General features: G+C 45.5%; 17 protein-coding genes, 2 pseudogenes and 3 other annotated features. Of the genes and pseudogenes, 10 read left to right on the top strand and 9 right to left on the bottom strand.

Translation table 11 applies throughout. The features are described 5' to 3' along the window. The first annotated feature begins 11 nt into the window (after window positions 1-11). From albB to AC0C66_RS10185, 6 genes are read left to right on the top strand one after another with little or no spacing between them, the layout of a single operon-like run. The gene (albB, locus tag AC0C66_RS10210; RefSeq protein WP_003222006.1) at window positions 12-173 is read left to right on the top strand and encodes an antilisterial bacteriocin subtilosin biosynthesis protein AlbB; all 162 of its coding nucleotides are present in this window, start codon (window positions 12-14) and stop codon (window positions 171-173) included. Next, entirely contained in the window at window positions 170-889 is a 720-nt protein-coding gene (locus AC0C66_RS10205; protein ID WP_472973561.1) for an ATP-binding cassette domain-containing protein, read from the top strand. Before albB ends, AC0C66_RS10205 begins: the two co-directional genes overlap by 4 nt. Then, entirely contained in the window at window positions 882-2192 is a 1311-nt protein-coding gene (gene albD, locus AC0C66_RS10200) for an antilisterial bacteriocin subtilosin biosynthesis protein AlbD (RefSeq protein ID WP_472973560.1), read from the top strand. The genes AC0C66_RS10205 and albD overlap by 8 nt, the downstream gene beginning before the upstream one ends. Then, complete coding sequence (locus AC0C66_RS10195; protein ID WP_461845788.1) at window positions 2182-3342, top strand: insulinase family protein; 1161 nt, start codon at window positions 2182-2184, stop codon at window positions 3340-3342. Before albD ends, AC0C66_RS10195 begins: the two co-directional genes overlap by 11 nt. Before the next feature lie 4 nt (window positions 3343-3346). Then, window positions 3347-4630 (top strand): M16 family metallopeptidase, encoded by a 1284-nt coding sequence (locus AC0C66_RS10190; RefSeq protein WP_472973559.1) that lies wholly within the window; start codon window positions 3347-3349, stop codon window positions 4628-4630. Then, window positions 4627-5328 (top strand): bacteriocin biosynthesis protein AlbG, encoded by a 702-nt coding sequence (locus tag AC0C66_RS10185; RefSeq protein ID WP_242733684.1) that lies wholly within the window; start codon window positions 4627-4629, stop codon window positions 5326-5328. The genes AC0C66_RS10190 and AC0C66_RS10185 overlap by 4 nt, the downstream gene beginning before the upstream one ends. Before the next feature lie 6 nt (window positions 5329-5334). On the opposite strand, the pseudogene AC0C66_RS10180 reads toward AC0C66_RS10185, so the two are convergent. Next, window positions 5335-5454: pseudogene (locus AC0C66_RS10180) on the bottom strand (hypothetical protein); the annotation flags it as partial. Window positions 5455-5465: 11 nt separating this feature from the next. Then, a complete protein-coding gene (locus AC0C66_RS10175) occupies window positions 5466-6821 on the bottom strand; it encodes a YncE family protein (protein WP_072565434.1) in 1356 nt (451 codons plus the stop codon). A 226-nt stretch (window positions 6822-7047) separates the two neighbouring features. Between AC0C66_RS10175 and AC0C66_RS10170 the strand changes: the two genes are divergently transcribed. Next, entirely contained in the window at window positions 7048-8193 is a 1146-nt protein-coding gene (locus tag AC0C66_RS10170; RefSeq protein WP_242733680.1) for a response regulator aspartate phosphatase, read from the top strand. A 212-nt stretch (window positions 8194-8405) separates the two neighbouring features. Next, window positions 8406-8788: pseudogene (locus AC0C66_RS10165) on the top strand (YbaK/EbsC family protein). A gap of 31 nt (window positions 8789-8819) precedes the next feature. Here the strand turns inward: AC0C66_RS10165 and speB are convergent. Next, window positions 8820-9692 carry an agmatinase gene (speB, locus tag AC0C66_RS10160; RefSeq protein WP_014115562.1) on the bottom strand — a complete coding sequence of 291 codons (873 nt, stop codon included), beginning with the start codon at window positions 9690-9692 and terminating at the stop codon, window positions 8820-8822. Between the two features lie 60 nt (window positions 9693-9752). Next, entirely contained in the window at window positions 9753-10583 is an 831-nt protein-coding gene (speE, locus tag AC0C66_RS10155) for a spermidine synthase (protein ID WP_003222027.1), read from the bottom strand. 201 nt (window positions 10584-10784) lie between these two features. On the opposite strand from speE, the gene AC0C66_RS10150 reads away from it, so the two are divergent. After that, window positions 10785-12860 (top strand): transglycosylase domain-containing protein, encoded by a 2076-nt coding sequence (locus AC0C66_RS10150; RefSeq protein ID WP_072182347.1) that lies wholly within the window; start codon window positions 10785-10787, stop codon window positions 12858-12860. A gap of 320 nt (window positions 12861-13180) precedes the next feature. Here AC0C66_RS10150 and AC0C66_RS10145 read toward each other — a convergent pair whose 3' ends face one another. Both AC0C66_RS10145 and AC0C66_RS10140 read right to left on the bottom strand, forming a co-directional pair. After that, entirely contained in the window at window positions 13181-13699 is a 519-nt protein-coding gene (locus AC0C66_RS10145) for a YwhD family protein (RefSeq protein WP_461845781.1), read from the bottom strand. 12 nt (window positions 13700-13711) lie between these two features. Continuing rightward, a complete protein-coding gene (locus tag AC0C66_RS10140; protein ID WP_061186518.1) occupies window positions 13712-14371 on the bottom strand; it encodes a site-2 protease family protein in 660 nt (219 codons plus the stop codon). Between the two features lie 108 nt (window positions 14372-14479). On the opposite strand from AC0C66_RS10140, the gene AC0C66_RS10135 reads away from it, so the two are divergent. Next, window positions 14480-14668: a 2-hydroxymuconate tautomerase gene (locus AC0C66_RS10135; protein ID WP_003222038.1), complete on the top strand. Its 189-nt coding sequence runs from the start codon at window positions 14480-14482 to the stop codon at window positions 14666-14668. A 42-nt stretch (window positions 14669-14710) separates the two neighbouring features. Here the strand turns inward: AC0C66_RS10135 and AC0C66_RS10130 are convergent, their stop codons facing one another. The 3 genes from AC0C66_RS10130 to AC0C66_RS10120 all read right to left on the bottom strand — a co-directional run bounded on the left by AC0C66_RS10130 (window position 14711) and on the right by AC0C66_RS10120 (window position 18566). Next, window positions 14711-15130, bottom strand: a complete 420-nt coding sequence (locus AC0C66_RS10130; protein WP_014115567.1) for a MarR family transcriptional regulator — start codon at window positions 15128-15130, stop codon at window positions 14711-14713. Window positions 15131-15249: 119 nt separating this feature from the next. After that, entirely contained in the window at window positions 15250-17166 is a 1917-nt protein-coding gene (thrS, locus tag AC0C66_RS10125; RefSeq protein WP_461845782.1) for a threonine--tRNA ligase, read from the bottom strand. A 53-nt stretch (window positions 17167-17219) separates the two neighbouring features. Continuing rightward, window positions 17220-17441: a binding site (T-box leader), on the bottom strand. 31 nt (window positions 17442-17472) lie between these two features. Beyond that, window positions 17473-17694: a binding site (T-box leader), on the bottom strand. 31 nt (window positions 17695-17725) lie between these two features. Continuing rightward, window positions 17726-17954: a binding site (T-box leader), on the bottom strand. Window positions 17955-18065: 111 nt separating this feature from the next. After that, complete coding sequence (locus AC0C66_RS10120) at window positions 18066-18566, bottom strand: YwgA family protein (RefSeq protein ID WP_003222046.1); 501 nt, start codon at window positions 18564-18566, stop codon at window positions 18066-18068.

Below are 18566 nucleotides of genomic sequence, written 5' to 3'. Positions count from 1 at the left end.
AGGGAAACGATTTGTCACCAGCACAAAGAAGAATTTTACTGTATATCCTTTCATTTATCTTTGTCATCGGCGCAGTCGTCTATTTTGTCAAAAGCGATTATCTGTTTACGCTGATTTTCATTGCCATTGCCATTCTTTTCGGGATGCGCGCGCGGAAGGCTGACTCGCGATGAGCATTTTGGATATACACGATGTATCCGTTTGGTATGAACGGGACAACGTTATCTTAGAGCACGTGGACTTACACTTAGAAAAAGGCGCCGTTTACGGATTGCTTGGGGTAAACGGTGCCGGAAAAACAACACTGATCAATACGCTTACAGGAGTGAACCGCAATTACAGCGGGGGCTTTACGCTGTGCGGCATTGAAGCGGAGGCCGGCATGCCGCAGAAAACATCAGATCAACTGAAGACTTACCGTTACTTCGCCGCAGATTATCCGCTGCTGTTTACAGAAATTACGGCGAAGGACTATGTGTCTTTCGTCCATTTGCTTTATCAAAAGGATTTTTCAGAGCAGCAGTTTGCCAGTTTGGCTGAGGCCTTTCATTTTTCAAAATACATCAACAGGAGAATCTCGGAGCTGTCCTTGGGGAACAGGCAAAAGGTTGTGTTGATGACAGGGTTATTGCTGCGGGCTCCCCTGTTTATTTTGGATGAGCCGCTCGTCGGTTTGGATGTGGAATCAATAGAGGTCTTTTATCAGAAAATGCGGGAGTACTGTGAGGAAGGCGGAACCATTTTGTTTTCTTCCCATCTGCTCGATGTCGTGCAGAGATTTTGTGACTTTGCGGCCATTCTTCACAACAAACAGATCCAAAAGGTCATTCCGATTGGAGAGGAGACCGATCTGCGGCGGGAATTTTTTGAGGTGATCGGCCATGAATAACATATTCCCCATCATGTCTTTGCTGTTCAAACAGCTTTACAGCCGGCAAGGGAAAAAGGACGCTATACGCATTGCTGCAGGGCTTGTGATTCTCGCCGTGTTTGAAATCGGGCTGATCCGCCAGGCCGGCATTGACGAATCGGTGTTGGGAAAAACATATATCATACTCGCGCTTCTCTTGATGAACGCATATATGGTGTTTCTTTCCGTGACATCTCAATGGAAGGAATCCTATATGAAGCTGAGCTGCCTGCTGCCGATTTCTTCACGGAGCTTTTGGCTCGCCCAGAGTGTCGTTCTGTTTGTCGATACCTGTTTGAGAAGAACGTTATTCTTTTTTATTTTACCGCTGTTCTTATTTGGAAACGGAACGCTGTCAGGGGTGCAAACATTGTTTTGGCTTGGCAGATTTTCGTTTTTTACCGTTTACTCGATAATATTCGGAGTTATGCTAAGCAACCATTTCCTCAAAAAGAAGAACTCGATGTTTCTGCTGCATACGGCGGTATTCGCCTTTGTATGCCTCAGTGCCGCTTTTATGCCGGCCGTCACGATTCCGCTATGCGCGGTTCACATGCTGTGGGCAGTGATCATTGACTTTCCGGTCTTTCTGCAGGGGCCTCCGCAGCAGAGCAAGATGCATTCTTTTATGCGGCGATCTGAATTTTCGTTTTACAAAAGAGAATGGAACCGATTTATTTCTTCTAAAGCGATGCTGTTAAATTATGTGGTGATGGCGGCGTTCAGCGGATTCTTTTCGTTCCAGATGATGAACACCGGCATCTTCAATCAGCAAGTGATTTATATTGTGATTTCCGCCCTTTTGCTGATTTGCTCGCCGATCGCCCTTTTGTACTCTATTGAAAAAAACGATCGCATGCTGCTCATCACGCTTCCAATTAAACGAAGAACGATGTTTTGGGCGAAATATCGCTTTTATACAGGCCTATTGGCAGGCGGATTTCTCCTTGTCGCTATCATTGTGGGCTTCATCAGCGGCCGCCCGATTTCAGCCCTTACTTTTGTGCAGTGTATGGAATTGCTGCTGGCGGGCGCGTTTATCCGGTTAACCGCAGATGAAAAAAGGCCGTCCTTCGGCTGGCAGACGGAGCAGCAGCTCTGGAGCGGATTTTCAAAATACCGGTCTTATCTATTTTGTCTTCCCCTTTTCTTAGCCACATTAGCCGGCACCGCTGTCTCCTTGGCGGTGATTCCAATTGCGGCGCTGATCATAGTTTATTACCTGCAAAAACAGGATGGTGGTTTCTTTGATACAAGCAAAAGAGAACGGCTTGGAAGTTAACCTGCTGAAGACTCATCAATTTTCAACAATCTCAATCGCCGCGAGCTTTCTGAAGCCGATCGAAAGCGCGGCGGAGCCTGAAGAAGAAACAATCTATTTTTACGCCGCGGCTGCACACCTGAAGCAGCAAATCATTGACGCTTTCGGTTACGCCGCCGGCAGCCGCTTTATGTATTCAGCGAATCTCTTTTTTGACCAGCAGCTAAAAACCTGCGGAACCCGTTTGATTCACCCGTCATTTAACAAGAATCTTCAAGTTGATGCCCTGATGAAGACATTTGCAGACATGACTTTCCCTTCTTCTCTTTCAGTAGATGCTGTTGAAAAGGCAAAGGATGAATTGCTGCTCAAAATCGAAAAGAAATTCGCTGACCCCTTCTCCTACTCGGCCGCCCGCTTGGCGGAGGAGGCATTCGGAAACCCGATGTACGGCACAGCCATGTTTGGCCGAAAAGACAGGATACAGGCAATCCATCCACAACGGTTTCTAAATGCAACGGATTTCATCGTTGATTTATTGTCCCAACAAAAACAGCTGAACATATTGGGACATGTACAAGCATGTGATATTCCGGGACATGCATCGCAAACGTCCGACGTAACGGCCGGAAGATTCCTCGTGAACCGGCATGTTTTTGAAACAGAGACACGCAGCGCAACAGGTCCTTCCGTCTTGACTCTCGGATTTGACTGCGGGGAGTTGAAAGATGCCAGCGATTATATCAAAATCCAGCTGATAGACGGATTGCTCGGAAAGTACGGACATTCCGCTTTATTCAAGCATTTCCGCGAAAAGGATCTGGCAGTCTATCATGTCATCACCCGATACGACATCATGAACAATTTGCTGCTTGTTTCAATATGTACGGATCAGCTTCATGAGAAAGAGATTCCCCCGCGCGTTTTGGAAGCTGTCTCACATTTTTCAGCCGATGAGCGGGAACTAGAACAGTCAAAGCAATTTTTACGCAATGAAATGCTGCTGCAATTCGATTCTCCCGAAGGGCTTTTAGCCTATATGGGTATCCTGCGCCGCTTCTCCTGCACGAAAGAAGACTTGCTGGATGGCATCTCAGCGGTTACGTGCCGCGATGTATTACCATTCATAGCGACTATCAATTATATCGGAGCTCATGTAGTAAGGGGATGAAGAGATGGGAAAAAAAGCCTTTTTTCAACAACTGGATGAACGAACCGATATCAGATACACAGACAGCGGGCTGAAAATATTCAGATTGAAGTTCCCTCGCGCCCATTTGCGGCTGTGCAATGTGAAAATCGATTTTGGAAGCCGGGATATCCGCTTACAGGCAGAATCAGGTGACACGCTTCTCCCGTATGGCACAGCGCATTTTTTAGAGCATCTTCTCTTCTGGCATAATGGCCGCAATCTGTACAATGATTTTTTTGCGCATGGCGCGCTTTTAAACGCGTTCACCACCTACACCGATACCAATTTCATGTTTACCTCATTGCCGGATCGGCTCGGACAGACGATCCCCATCCTGCTTGATGCGTTATGGAACCACTCATTTGACAAGAAGGTGATCACTCAGGAAAAAGCTGTGATTACAAGCGAAATTCAAACAGCACACCTCAATCATCAGCTCTCTTACCATTATCAGCTGATCAGCATGCTTTCTCCCGCCTCACCTGCTGCCGTCTTCCCCGCAGGCAGAATCGAGGACATTAAGGCGCTGGACATCTGTGATTTACAAAAAGCCTACAATGCCGCCTATCAGCCCCAGCGGATGACGCTGTTTTTGATCGGAGGCTCAGAAGACACGGAAGCCCTTTTGCCTCCTCACCTCCGGCTGGAAAAGCGTCCAGATCATAAAGCAGAAAGAAAAATCATCTCCGTTTCCTCTCCACCAGCCCTCTCACAAAAAATGGTGCTTGGCAATGAGGAGCGGATGGAAGACACATGGACCGGATTACAGATCGGCGCAATTCCCGGAGAAAACAATCTGTTGACGTTAAAGCTTTATTGGGACATCGCGTCTCGTATTCTATTTCAATTAGATTCACCGTTTTTTCAAGAGATTCAGCAAACGTACCGCCTGGAAATCGATCGCTTATCAGCCGAGGCTCACATGTATGAGGATGGCGGTTTTTTGATCCTTCACAGTCAAGGGGCGCATTCTTCGGCTTATATTGATGTCGCTTCCTACTATGTCACACAGCAAAAACAACAGATTGAGGCCTGGCTCCAATACGGCAAGGATTCTTTGACGGACGCGATCATTTATGACAGCGATTATGTTCGTAAATGCTTCGAATGGGCGGCCGAGTGTGACAGGTGCGATTGCACGTTTCTCGACATGTACCGAATCATTCACGGTATGAATAGTCAAGATTTCTTGTCTCTCATTGATGCATTGGCATCTTCTAAAAAAGCGGTCATTCATGTTTCTCAGAAAGAGGCGATCGGACAATGAGAAAAAGCAATGTCTTTACCGTGTTGCTGCTGCTCTTAGGTATGGCGGCTTATTCCTTCGGCTGGGTTCAGGCCGTCGCCGAAGCCGCAGCGCAATATGTACAGATATTTAATAACGATGCTTTGCAGCTCGGACTGCTGGCTTGTATCGCTGCCGTTCTGATGCTGCCTGCTTTTCTCTATCTTCACTATGTCATCCAATCCGTGAAAAACATGACAGCAGCTTTTCAGAAACTCACACAGTCTCATCAAAGCTGCTGTGACTTCCAGCATCACAGATTGTGCAGCCGCTATGCAGAAGACGTCAAATCGCTGCGTGACAGCTATAAAAATGTCCGCCAAACATACGTGATGGCTGCTGTATTATGCCAAGTCATCATATTCGGCTGCATGTTCGAAATCGTTAAAGCCGTCCCTTTCCGCCTTCACACGCCCCTTGCCGTTTCAATGGGGCTGGCATTGTTACTGATTTTGTATTTATTGTTTTACATGCGAACATACTTGCTGCAGCTTTTCCAGCATGGTACCCTGTTCAAAAAAATTCTTGCGGGAGTGCTGACAGTAGCCGGGATTGGGTGGATGCTCAGTTTCACCATAAGTGAACTGCTGTTTCTGGTCATCCTGGCTGCCATCCAGCAGATCGGATCATTTATTTATAAACGATTCTCTAATCACGGCTTCACTTCTCTCGACCTGTGAAATAAGCTATATCGCTATCACAGACGGACCGTCCCCAACCGGAATCACCGTCACAGCTGTATCATCACTCGTGCGGTACACGGTCACGGTATTATTGTTAGGCTGTGCCGCATAAATATACTGATTGTAGATGTTGATTAAATTGCAATGGCCCCCGGTGAAACCCCAAGAGATATCACAGTTTCCTCAGAATAATCATCTGTGTTGTAAACAATGATGCTCTGCTCTATAAAACGAGTTGCATACAGAAATTCGCCATTCGGGGTAAACGCATAGTCTGTTGCTGATTGCGGAAGATTTCCAATTACGCCTGCTCCATTCGGACTGACAGAATATAAATTGCCAGTGAAGCTGTCATGTAAATACACCTCTGATCCACTCGTAAACATTACATATAGCCCGTCAGGCTCAAGCTCTTGGGTATCCCTGATCGTAAACGTATTTAAATCAATAACCGTCAAATAATTGAATAAGAATTCTTGTTCTAATACATACGCATACCGCTCCGTAGAATCTGTTTCTATGGATGATACGATAAGCTCTCGTTCAATCGTTCCTGTGACTTCGCCGGTGAATAGGTCCACTTTTTGCACTAAACCAAAATTAAGAACATAGGCGAATAACCCATTGGGATCAATTGCAATATCAAAACCTTCTACAGGAATAGACCTCTCGACAGCCAACGTATCAATTCTAATCACATAAATGACAGTGCCGGCGAAAGCATAAGCAAATTCATGATTAGGGATAAATGTAATCGATTGAGGCTGCTGATCCAGCAAAATAGATGCTGTCACCGTTAATGTCTCATAGTCGATGACAGAAATCACATTATTGTTGAAATGCAAGACAAACACAGCGCTTTTATCCGGAGTTATTTCAATACCTGTCGGCCGGTACGGAAGAGCAATCGTTGTCACAACAGTATGAGTGTTTGTATCAATCACAGAAACTGATTGATCATTTGGATTCGCTGTAAACGCATAAACAGGCTCCGGCTCCGGTACAAGCACAATCGTCCCCGTCACCGATAAAGGACTGCCGTAGAACGGCGGAACGACAACAAGGTTCTCGATCGTGATGCCACTGAAATCCGGGCAATCATCCGGGTTATCAGAATAATAGACGACTTGATCGATCTCTGCATTGTGAATGACAGAAACGGCCCCGTCCCCTTGTCCATATTGATTTCGCACTGGTGAGACACTGACGAGAAGCGTAACGGTTCCCTGCAGGCGTACTGCAAATTGAACACCGATTTCATCAGGCTCAGGCCCCGTCTCAATTAAGCAACGTTCACTGACACAAGAAAGGCTGTCTGCATTCCACGTGACGTTTGCAACAGCTTCAGCCGGATCAACAACAAACCCCTCAGGCAATTCAATCGGCGCTTGAAACATTGCTTCACGGCTAGCTTCTTCCTCACAAAAACATAAACATTCTTCTTGTGTGGCTCCTGCTTTTTCTTTAAAGGAAAGCTTGTTTTTTCTCATACCTTCACTTCCTTTTCAGAAATACACTGCTCACGCAGATACAACAGAATATGGAAGGTGAATGTGTTTGCTTGTACAAATTGCTGAGGGCAAAAGCAGTTTTTTAAAAAATCCCCATCAATGCGGTGTAACGAAAGAAAAGATTGCGGTTTTTTTGCGCTTCTCACAAGAATGATGATGATAAAATATGACATATATAGAATAATGAAGGGAGGGATTTGCAAACGTGACAGGTGTCATATCTTCTTCTTCCGTCGGAGAAAAGATTAACGAATGGTATATGTACATACGCCGATTCAGCATACCCGATGCAGAGTATTTGCGAAGAGAAATCAAACAAGAGCTGGATCAAATGGAAGAAGATCAGGATCTTCATTTGTACTATTCACTGATGGAATTCCGGCACAACCTGATGCTTGAGTACCTTGAACCACTAGAGAAAATGCGGATCGAGGAACAGCCGAGATTGTCAGATTTGCTGCTTGAGATTGATAAAAAACAGGCTCGTTTAACTGGAGTCCTTGATTATTATTTTAATTTCTTCAGGGGCATGTATGAGCTAGACCAGCGGGAATATCTGTCGGCTATTAAATTTTTTAAAAAGGCCGAAAGCAAGTTGATATTTGTTAAGGATCGGATAGAGAAGGCAGAGTTTTTCTTTAAGATGTCTGAGGTTTACTATTATATGAAACAAACCTATGTATCAATGGATTATGCTAGACAAGCGTATGAAATTTATACAGCACAGACTGCATATGATATAAGGCTTACTCAGTGCCACTCCTTGTTTGGGGCAAATTTCTTGGATCTAAAACAATATGATCAAGCGATATCTCATTTTCAAAAAGCTTTTTCGATGGCTGATGCGGAACAGCTGCCTCAATTAATGGGAAGAACTCTATATAATGTTGCGCTTTGTCACAATAACCAAAAAGACTATCAAAATGCTATAGATCACTTGGTAAGAGCTATCACTGTATTTGAGAATGCAGAAATCATAAATTCCCTTCCTCAGCCATACTTCTTGATTACACAAATATATTTTAATTTAGGTAATCTGATAAAAGCAGAAGAATATTATAATAAGGGATTAGCCCATTCTCTAAAAGCTGAGGATAATGTTTATCTCCTCAAGTTTGAATTTTTAAAATCTTTACACTTATCTGGTCCTGATGAAGAACAAATTAATAAATGTTTTCTTTTCCTTGAAAGTAAAATGATGTACGCTGATATGGAGGATTTAGCCCTTGATGCAGCCAAATACTACTATAAGTTAGAGGATTTTAAGAAAGCCTCCGCTTATTTTTTGAAGGTTGAAGATATCAGACAGCACATTCAAGGAGGAGTGAATTTGTATGAAATTGAAGTATAAGTTACTAATCGGTTGTTTGACAGTAAGTGCTGCTGTATTGTTTTGGAGTGGGGTAACACCCATGTTTATACACGATATTGAGATTGCTGAACGAGCCATGATATAAATAAAAAACCGCTGTCCATCGGCGGTTTTTTTGACCCCTCTTTGCCCAGTCTTCCAATCCATGCTAAGATTTTTCAACACATCATGGGAGAGGATGGCAAGGTACTATGTCTCTGGAAAGTGTGAAAACCAACTTTAAACAGTGGAATCGGGAACAGGATGTCATGGAGCGCAACAGTTGAACAGGTGGCTGAAACCATCGGTGTAAGGCCGGCAAGGATCGCCAAGAAGCTGTCCGGCAAACATTTGGCTTTAAAGCAAGAATGTTCTCTCCTGATGAGGTACTTGAGCAGACAGGCCCTGAAATTGGAGGGGGTTGCCCGTTTGGATTGGCTCATGACCTGGAGGTTTATTTTGATGTATCGCTGAAACCGTTTGAAACTGTTTTTCCGGCATGCGGCAGCAGAGACTCCGCTATTTAATTAACGTTAGAAGATCCGAATTTTCTTTCTCAAAAGAGTGGGTTGATGTTTGTAAAGGCTGGAAATAAAAAAACATCCAGACAAGGTCTGGATGTTTTCTTATTTCACAAACCCAAGCAGCATTTCACGGATGATTTTGCTGGCTGTGTTTGCCGTTTGTTCTGAGTGGTCATACACCGGTGCGACTTCCACTAAATCAGCGCCCTTCACGTTTACTTCTGAACGCGCGATTTCATGAACGGACGCAAGCAGTTCTTTAGACGTGATGCCCCCGGCGTCAACGGTGCCCGTTCCCGGTGCGTGTGCAGGGTCTAATACGTCAATGTCGATTGTGACATATACCGGACGGCCCGCAAGCTTCGGAAGCACTTCTTTCAGCGGTTCAAGCACTTCAAATTTTGAGATGTGCATGCCGTTTTCCTTCGCCCATTCAAACTCTTCTTTCATGCCGGAACGGATTCCGAATGAATACACATTTTGCGGTCCGATCAATTCTGCCGCTTTGCGGATCGGCGTGGAGTGAGAAAGCGGTTCTCCCTCATAGTCAACGCGAAGATCTGTATGTGCATCAAAATGGATAATCGCAAGGTCTGGGTATTTCTTGTGCATTGCTTTAATGACAGGCCATGACACGAGGTGCTCCCCGCCCATGCCCATTGGGAACTTCCCTTTTTCTAAAATGCTGTCCACATATTCCTCAATCATATCAAGGCTTCGCTGCGGATTTCCGAATGGCAGCGGAATGTCGCCGGCGTCAAAGAAGTTCAGATCGGCCAGATCACGGTCTAAATACGGGCTGTACTCTTCAAGGCCGATTGACACCTCGCGGATTCTGCTTGGGCCAAAGCGTGAGCCCGGGCGATAGCTGACCGTCCAGTCCATCGGCATGCCGTAAAGGATGGCGTCCGCCTCCTCCCACTCGGGACGGCTCGCAATAAATACTTTTCCTGAATAAGCTTCATCAAATCTCATCTATAATACCCTCGCTTTCCTGTAAAAAAGCGCAAGATTCGCTCCTGCGCCATACCAACATTATTTAATCAGGTCACTCACAAATTTCGGCAGAACAAAGGCCGCTTTATGAATATCTTTTGTGTAATATTTCGTATCAATTTCAAAGAAACGGCTATCTTCTACTGCAAGCGGATCATATTTTTTCGAACCGATCGTAAATGTCCACAAACCGCTTGGGTATGTCGGAATGTTTGCCGTATACAGCTTCGTAATCGGGAAGATTTCCTTCACGTCTCGCTGTACATTTGTGATTAATTCCGGTGTAAACCATGGGTTGTCCGTCTGAGCGACGAAAATACCGTCTTCTTTCAGCGCCTTCGCGATTCCCGCGTAGAATCCTTTTGTAAACAGATTTACAGCTGGTCCGACAGGTTCAGTTGAATCTACCATGATCACGTCATATTGATTTTCAGATTTCGCAATGTGCATAAATCCGTCATCCACCTGCACGTCAACGCGCGGATCATCCAGTTTTCCTGCGATAGAAGGAAGGAACTTTTTAGAGTATTCGATGACCTTGCCGTCAATATCAACTAGTGTCGCTTTTTTCACGCTCGGATGCTTCAGGATTTCTCTGATGACGCCGCCGTCACCGCCGCCGACTACAAGAACGTGCTCCGGATTAGGATGCGTAAATAATGGGACATGCGCCACCATTTCGTGATAAACGAATTCGTCTTTTTCAGATGTCATCACCATGCCGTCCAAAAACAGCATGTTGCCGAACTCTTCTGTTTCCACCATTTCTAAATGCTGAAACTCCGTTTGTTCTGTATGTAACGTTTTGTTAACCTTCATTGTAATGCCAAAGTTTTTCGTCTGCTTTTCTGTGTACCAAAGTTCGCTCAATTGTCATCTCCCTTTCAAGGCTGTATTTATTTATTGTAAGCGTCTTATCAGCTTTTATTCTCGGTTGAAATCTCATTTTCACCTAAGGAAAAAGTATAGAGGATGGCGGGGAAAAAGTAAAGATACGTCCTGTTCTGCGATGTTTAAAAATGATCTTTTTTTCACATAATAGTAGAAACATAAAAAAAGGGGGAACCCGTTGTGGATGCAATGACAAATAAACGGCTGAGACTGACGCTGAAAACCGTTCGCGCCTTTATCTTTTTAGGGGCTTTGGCGGCCTTAGCGGCAGCTGCTGTGTTTATGACTGTCATTTTGATAGCCAAATACCAGGGCGCTCCCTCCGTGCAAGTGCCGCAATCCACGATTTTGTATGCGAGTGACGGCTCAAAGCTCGGGGAAACGAATTACGGTGAAAAGCGCTATTGGGTCCCCTTAAAGGACATGAATCCGACGATTGTAAAAGCGACAGTGGCGGTTGAAGACCAGAATTTCTACGATCATCACGGCTTTGATTATAAACGCATGGCCGGTGCGGCGCTTGCTGACCTGAAAGCATTTGCCAAGGTTCAGGGCGCAAGCACCATCACCCAGCAATATGCGAGAAACTTATACCTTGAACACGATAAAACGTGGAAACGAAAATGGAATGAAGCGTTCTACACGATCCGCCTGGAACAAAACTATTCTAAGGACGAGATATTAGAAGGCTATTTAAATACGATTTACTACGGCCACGGCGCTTACGGCATTGAAGCCGCTTCCCGCCTGTATTTCGGCAAGCATGCGAAAAACCTGACAGATGCGGAGGCGGCGCTTTTGGCGGGTATCCCAAAAGGCCCTTCCGGCTATTCGCCGTATGTCAATGAAACAAAGGCCAAGGAGCGCCAGAAAACGATTGTGCGGATGATGGAAAAGCAGCGGATGATCAGCCATAGGAAAGCGGATGAGCTGATGAAAGAACCTCTTTCCTATCAGCCTTTGAATAAACAAGTTTCCAAGAGAAAGGCCCCTTATTTCTATGACAATGCGATGAGAGAGCTGGAGAAAAAGCTCGGCCTGACGCGGGAGCAAATTGAAACAAGCGGGTTAAACGTCTATACGACAGTAGATAAACGGATGCAGCGCATCGCCGAGGAGACCATTACCGAAACGGTTAACGCCGGCTCTGACATTCAAGTCGGATTTTCAGCTATTGATCCCCGCACAGGAAACGTTCTCGCTCTTGTCGGCGGCAGGGATTATCAAAAAAGCCCGTTTGACCGGACGACACAGGCGAAGCGCCAGCCTGCTTCGACGATCAAGCCGTTACTGTACTATAAAGCGATCCAGAGCGGATTTACACCAGTCACCTTGATGAAAAGCGAAGAAACCGAGTTTCAAATTGATGCAAAGGGAGAAACCTATTCTCCAAGCAACTATAACGGATACTACGCCAACAAGCCGATTACGCTTCTGCAGGCGCTGGCGCTTTCCGACAACATTTACGCTGTGAAAACACATCTCTTTCTTGGCATGAACAAGCTCGTACAGGCGGCAAAGGAATTCGGTATCACTGCGCAGCTTCAAGCACTGCCGTCCCTGGCGCTCGGCACCGAACCCGTGCGCCCAATTGAGATGGTCAATGCCTATGCCATGCTCGCAAATGGCGGGAAGCAAATCGAACCGACCTTTATTTCGAGGGTCACGGACGCAGCGGGACATGTGCTGTATGAAAGCCCTAATCAGCATAAACAAGTGCTCGATGAAAAAGCCGCTTTTGTCACGGCGAGTATGATGACAGGCATGTTTGATACGGATTTAAACGGCTATACGTCGGTAACCGGACGGACGATCGCCAACCGCCTGACAAGAACGTATGCGGGAAAATCAGGAACCACAAGCGCAGACAGCTGGATGATCGGCTTCAATCCAAAGCTGGCTGCAGGTGTTTGGACGGGCTATGACAAAAACAGCACCATCGACTCGGTCGAAGAAAAGAGCTATGCCAAAACGATTTGGGCTGACTTCATGGAGAATGCGCTCAAAGGAGAACCGGAAACTGCATTCAAACCGCCAAAAGGCGTAACCGGCGTGTACATTGATCCGGCAACGGGCTACACGTCCGGTCCCGGCTGCACAGCCAAGCACTACACGTATTTTGTGAAAGGCACTGAGCCATCAAACGTATGCTATGGGGCAGAACCTGCAAAACAAACAAAAGACCTGCATCCAGTCAAAGAGAAGCCTGCTTCACCGAAAAAGTGGTGGGACAAATGGCTGGGGCGAAATCATTGAAAATAACCCGTCTCCTCGGAGGCGGGTTATTCGTATGGTTCCTTCATAATCGATGGAAGCAATGTTACGCAATCGAGCTGAACAATCAGTTTCGGAATCCTTCGAGGATAAAGTGGTGATTTCTCATTTCTTCGACGTCGGCTTTAATCTCCCAGTCACCGACTCGAATGGTTTCGTACATCATCTTACACTTGAAAATGAAAAACCCCGAGTCTTGTTTCGGCTCGGGATTTTCCATGTCCTATTTCTGTATCACCAGTTTACTCAATGTTTACGAAAAATAGTTCAAATTTTCTAAAAGTTCACAGAAAGTTCACAAATTAATTGACTTCCGGAAGCAGGCCTGTTTTTAATTCATCTGAGGACCGGTCCCATAGGCCCTGATCATGATTTTTCAGAAACTCGCCGAGCACACGCTTCGAGCTGTCATCCATTTTATCAATGATAATTTTCCGTTTCATTGATTTATCCATTAGATTCACATGCTCAGGCAGCGATTTGTAGCCTCTTCTGATGCTTCTGTCGACCGTCAGTTCACAAGCTGTCACCCCTGCGTAATAAGGCCCCTCTTCTCTTCTGTCAATCGTCACCCACACAAGCCAGTATGGTTTGCCGTTTGGAACTTCTTCTTTATTCGGCAGAAATTTAATTCCTTTTTCAACGGTGCTGCGGGCGTGCATGGCACCGATGTCAACGAACGCTTCTTTTTCCTCTACATCGACGAATACAGGGGAAATGTTATCGAGGCTGAGTGCCCCTACACCGAAACCGCCGTGTCCGTCTGTCGGATCACTTTTGATAATATTAAACCCGATTGATTTTTTCTTTTTTTCTTCCATGAGTTCTACCTCCTACAAAAGCGGTTGAAATATCGCTGAAAACAGCTCTAAAATCGAATCTCTTCCGGCATTGAGCATCGGCCAAAGCACGTAAGATCCGAGCGGTGTCACAAACAGAACCAAAAAGACGATAAAGCCGTAGCTCTCCGCCTGCGTCATCTTGGCACGCACCCCCGGCGGAACGAGATCTTCAATAATCCGATAGCCATCGAGCGGAGGAAGCGGCAGCAGATTAAATAAAAACAAAACAAGATTCAGCTGTATCCAAATGGAAAAGAACTGATCAAGTCCAGTGCTAAATGCCGCAAGCATTTCCATTCCGTACGCATGCATCAACACTAACAAAAAGAAACCGATAAACGCAAGAATCAGGTTACTGACGGGTCCGGCGATAGATACGAGCACACCGGCAAGCCGCGGTTTCTTAAAGAAGCGGCGATTAACGGGAATAGGGCGCGCCCACCCGAAGCCGGCCACCAAAATCAAAATGGTTCCGAACGGATCAAGATGTTTAATCGGATTCAGCGTCAGTCTTCCTTGTCTTTTCGCCGTATCGTCACCGAATTTGTATGCAACATAAGCATGGGCAAGCTCATGTATCGTAAACGACACAATTAACGTGATGACGAGGTATGGCATTAAAGATAACGGATAATATAAAAAACGGTCCAAGTGAGATATCCCTCTTTCTAAAAATGCAAGAATTTACTTTATTCAGTATACTATAAGAAGCCTCTTTTTCTAAAGAGAGGAAACGAGATAAAGGAGGATTCAGCATCCATGCCATACGTAACCGTCAAAATGCTCGAAGGCCGTACAGACGAGCAAAAACGCAATCTTGTCGAGAAAGTAACAGAAGCCGTAAAGGAAACAACCGGTGCTTCTGAAGAAAAAATTGTTGTATTTATAGAAGAAATGAGAAAAGACCATTATGCCGTCGCAGGCAAACGCCTGAGCGATATGGAATAATCTCTATAAAGCCGGCGCTTCGCGCACCGGCTCTTTCTATCCCTATTGGGCCAGCTTCCCAATAATCGCTAGGAACGTCTTTTTCTCTTCGATTGTTAAACGTTCAAACATGCTGTCAATCAGCTGCTGGCGGTTTTCGATCATTTGCTCAGCTGTTCCCCGGCCCGATTCAGAAAGCGTAATCCATACAGTACGGCGATCATTGTTATTTCTGGATCTCTTAATAAACCCCTCCTGTTCTAAATGATTCAGGGCGGTGGTTGTAGCAGAGGGAGACAGTGTGACCTCCTTCAGAATATCCTTTATGGTGCAGCTCCCATGTCTGTATATAATCCGCAGAATAAATCCTCTTACATTATTCACGTGTTTCGGAACAGTGGCTTCATCTAATTGCTTCGTGCTTTTCAAGTATTTTGTAAGTGCGTGATCCAGCAAATTTGCTTCCAGTTTGTCATGGTCCATGTAGATTTCCCCATTTCGAGATGCATTCATAACATACGAACGATATGATTTACTTATTATTTTACTGATTCCGGATAGGGAAAGTCAAAAAAGCAAAATGAGAATTCACAGCTTTTCTCCTAGATACTGCGATTTTTCACCTGTTTGACCAGTTTATCTTTAAACGTCTGAAAAGGAACGTGTTCATTCTGCTGATCTCCGAATTGGCGGACGTTTACCGCACCTTCCTGCTCTTCATGATCCCCAAGCACCAGCACGTACGGGATTTTCTGCACCTGCGACTCTCTGATTTTGTAGCCCAGCTTCTCATTGCGCTCATCTATGCGGGCTCTTATCCCCAGCTGCTTCAGCTCTGCCTGCACCTTTCTGCAATAGTCCAAATGAACGTGCGAAACCGGTATGATTTGAACCTGGATCGGTGCAAGCCAGACTGGGAATGCCCCGCCGAAATGCTCGATCAAAATGCCGAAGAACCGGTCGATCGAGCCGAATATCGCTCTGTGTATGACAACAGGACGAACTTTTTCATTGTGTTCATTGATATATGATAAATCAAATTTTTCCGGCATTTGAAAATCAAGCTGTATTGTCGCGCATTGGTGGCTTCGTTTCAGGGCATCTTTTATGTGAAAATCAATTTTCGGCCCGTAAAACGCCCCGTCGCCTTCATTAACCTCATAAGACAGGCCAAGCTCCTCAAGGACGTATGCTAAGGCACGTTCCGACACTTCCCAAAGGCTGTCATCGCCTAATGAATTCTCCGGGCGAGTCGAGAGTTCGACCGAATACTCGAAGCCAAAAGTACGATATACCTCGTCAATCAGCCGAATCGCTTCTTTGATCTCACTCTCAATCTGATCCTCTCGAACGAAGATATGGGCATCATCCTGGCAGAACGTCCGGACGCGAAGCATTCCGTTTAAAGCACCGCTGTATTCATGGCGATGCACCTGACCGAATTCCGCCATTCGAATCGGCAGATCCCGATACGAATACAGGCAGTTTTTAAAGATGAGCATATGGCCGGGACAATTCATCGGCTTCATTGCGAATCTTGTACCATCCACTTCTGAAAAATACATATTGTCGCGATAATGATCCCAGTGGCCTGACTGCTCCCATAACCGTTGATTCATCATAAACGGTGTACGGACCTCCTCGTAGCCAGCCTTTGTTTGCAGCTCACGCGAGAAGCATTCCAGCTCATTGCGGATAATCTGCCCTTTCGGCAAATAAAACGGCATCCCCGGCGCTTCCTCAGAAAACATAAACAGCTCTAATTGTTTGCCCAGCTTGCGATGGTCTCGTTTTGCCGCTTCTTCCAGCATATGAAGATGTGCATCGAGATCTTTTTTCTTATGAAACGCAACCCCGTACACCCGCTGCAGGACTTCATTTTCGCTGTCTCCGCGCCAATAAGCGCCCGATACTCTTGTCAGTTTGAACGCCTTGATCATTCCTGTAGAAGGAAGATGCGGCCCGCGGCACAGGTCAACGAATTCTCCCTGCTGATACAGCGTGATATCCTCTCCGCGCGGAATATCCTTCAAAATCTCCAGCTTAAACGGCTCGCCTTTTTTGGCAAACAGCTCTTCAGCCTCTTCGTAAGAAACCTCAATTCGTTTGATTTCAAGGTTCTCATTTATAATATTCTTCATTTCTTTTTCGATGGCCTCTAAGTCTCCTGATGTCAAGCTTTGCTCCAGCTTCATGTCATAGTAGAAGCCGTCTTCAATCACTGGACCTATCCCCAATGACACTTCTCCGTACAGACGTTTCACTGCTTGAGCCAGTACGTGCGCTGATGTGTGGCGAAGCACCTGCAAGCCTTCTTGGGAATCAAGTGTGACAATCGAAAGCTCAGCATCCTCCTCCAGCTTAAAGCTGAGATCAACGAGCTTGCCGTTGACCTGGCCCGCGGCCGCCTTCTTTTGCAGACTGGAACTGATAGAACCAGCCGCTTCTTTGATTGTGATGCCTTTCGGATATTCCTTGATCTGTCCGTCCGGAAGCTGAATGTACACTTGTTTACTCATTTTTAAACACTCCTTCATAATTGTTGGATATAAAAAAACACACCCGTCCCGCTGTAAGGGACGAGTGTGTGATGTACCCGTGGTTCCACCCAAATTCCCGACAAACGCTATGTTGTCGGCTTGGTGCTGTAACGCAGCATAGACGGCATTGGATACTTCAGTTCCCCAATGCTGCTCCAAGGCGGTAAATGATCATCCTAAGCTGGGAAGCTCCCACCTTTCCTTCCCTCTCTGAAAACCGTAACGATCATTCATGTCCTTTTCATCGCATGTATTCAATTCATAAAAAAACACACCCATCCCTCTAAAAGGGACGAGTGTGTGATGTACCCGTGGTTCCACCCAAATTCCCGACAAACGCTATGTTGTCGGCTCGGTGCTGTAACGCAGCATAGACGGCATTGGATACTTCAGTTCCCCAATGCTGCTCCAAGGCGGTAAATGATCATCCTAAGCTGGGAAGCTCTCACCTTTCCTTCCCTCTCTGAAAACCGTAATGATCATTCATGTCCTTTTCATCGCATGTATTTAGTTCATAAAAAAACACACCCATCCCTCTAAAAGGGACGAATGTGTTTATCATCCGTGGTTCCACCCAAATTCCCGATCAACACACATGGTGTATCGGCTTTAAGGTGCTGTAACGCAGCATGACGGTATCAGATACTGGATTTCCCCGATACGGCTCAAAGGCGGTAAGCTGCTTTCCCTGCGTTAGGAAGATCTCAGCTGTCCTTCCCTCTCTGGAAACCGTAAAAAGCATCTCATGTCCTTATCAGTGCCTGTATACATTACTGATTGTTTATGATTTCATATATTTTACAATACATTTTCTGAAACCGCAATCTGTTTTGTAAAAAAAAGCAAAAGAAACGGTTCATTTCTTTTGCTTGGTATGGTTAACAAATCTGCTTCAGTTCTTCTATGTATTGAAGCGCTTCGTCATATTCTTCATTTGTATATTTTTGCTTGCTTTTGATTGTAAAGACTTTTTCTTTCTTTTCCTCAGCCTCAAGCCCGTCAAAGTAAAGGATCGTGGAAACCAGCTCTAAAAACCGTGATGAACGGCTGTTTACACTGTCGATATAGCCTTTGATATCCGGCATATCCAGATCAGCATGGTCTAAAAATGCAGAGCCTGTCTCAGTCAGCGAATAACGGTATTGAAAGTAGCCGCCCTTTTTTTCCTTCACCTCATGCAGAAATCCAAGGTTGCACAGCTCTTCAATCTGGAGCGTCAGTTCCTCTGAATACGGTCCATAAAAGTGAAAATCATATTTCTCATAGAAAGGAAACTGCATTTTCTTTGCGATATAAATCATTTTCTGCAGCTTCTTCCGCCCGATGATTTCTCCAGAATCCGAGAACACCTTCATCAGTTTTGCATGTTCTTTCAACAA

The sequence above is a fragment of the Bacillus sp. VA13 genome (genome assembly GCF_055710085.1).
The sequence above is the reverse complement of the archived record's forward strand: the minus strand, read 5'-3'. Positions and strand labels throughout refer to the sequence as shown.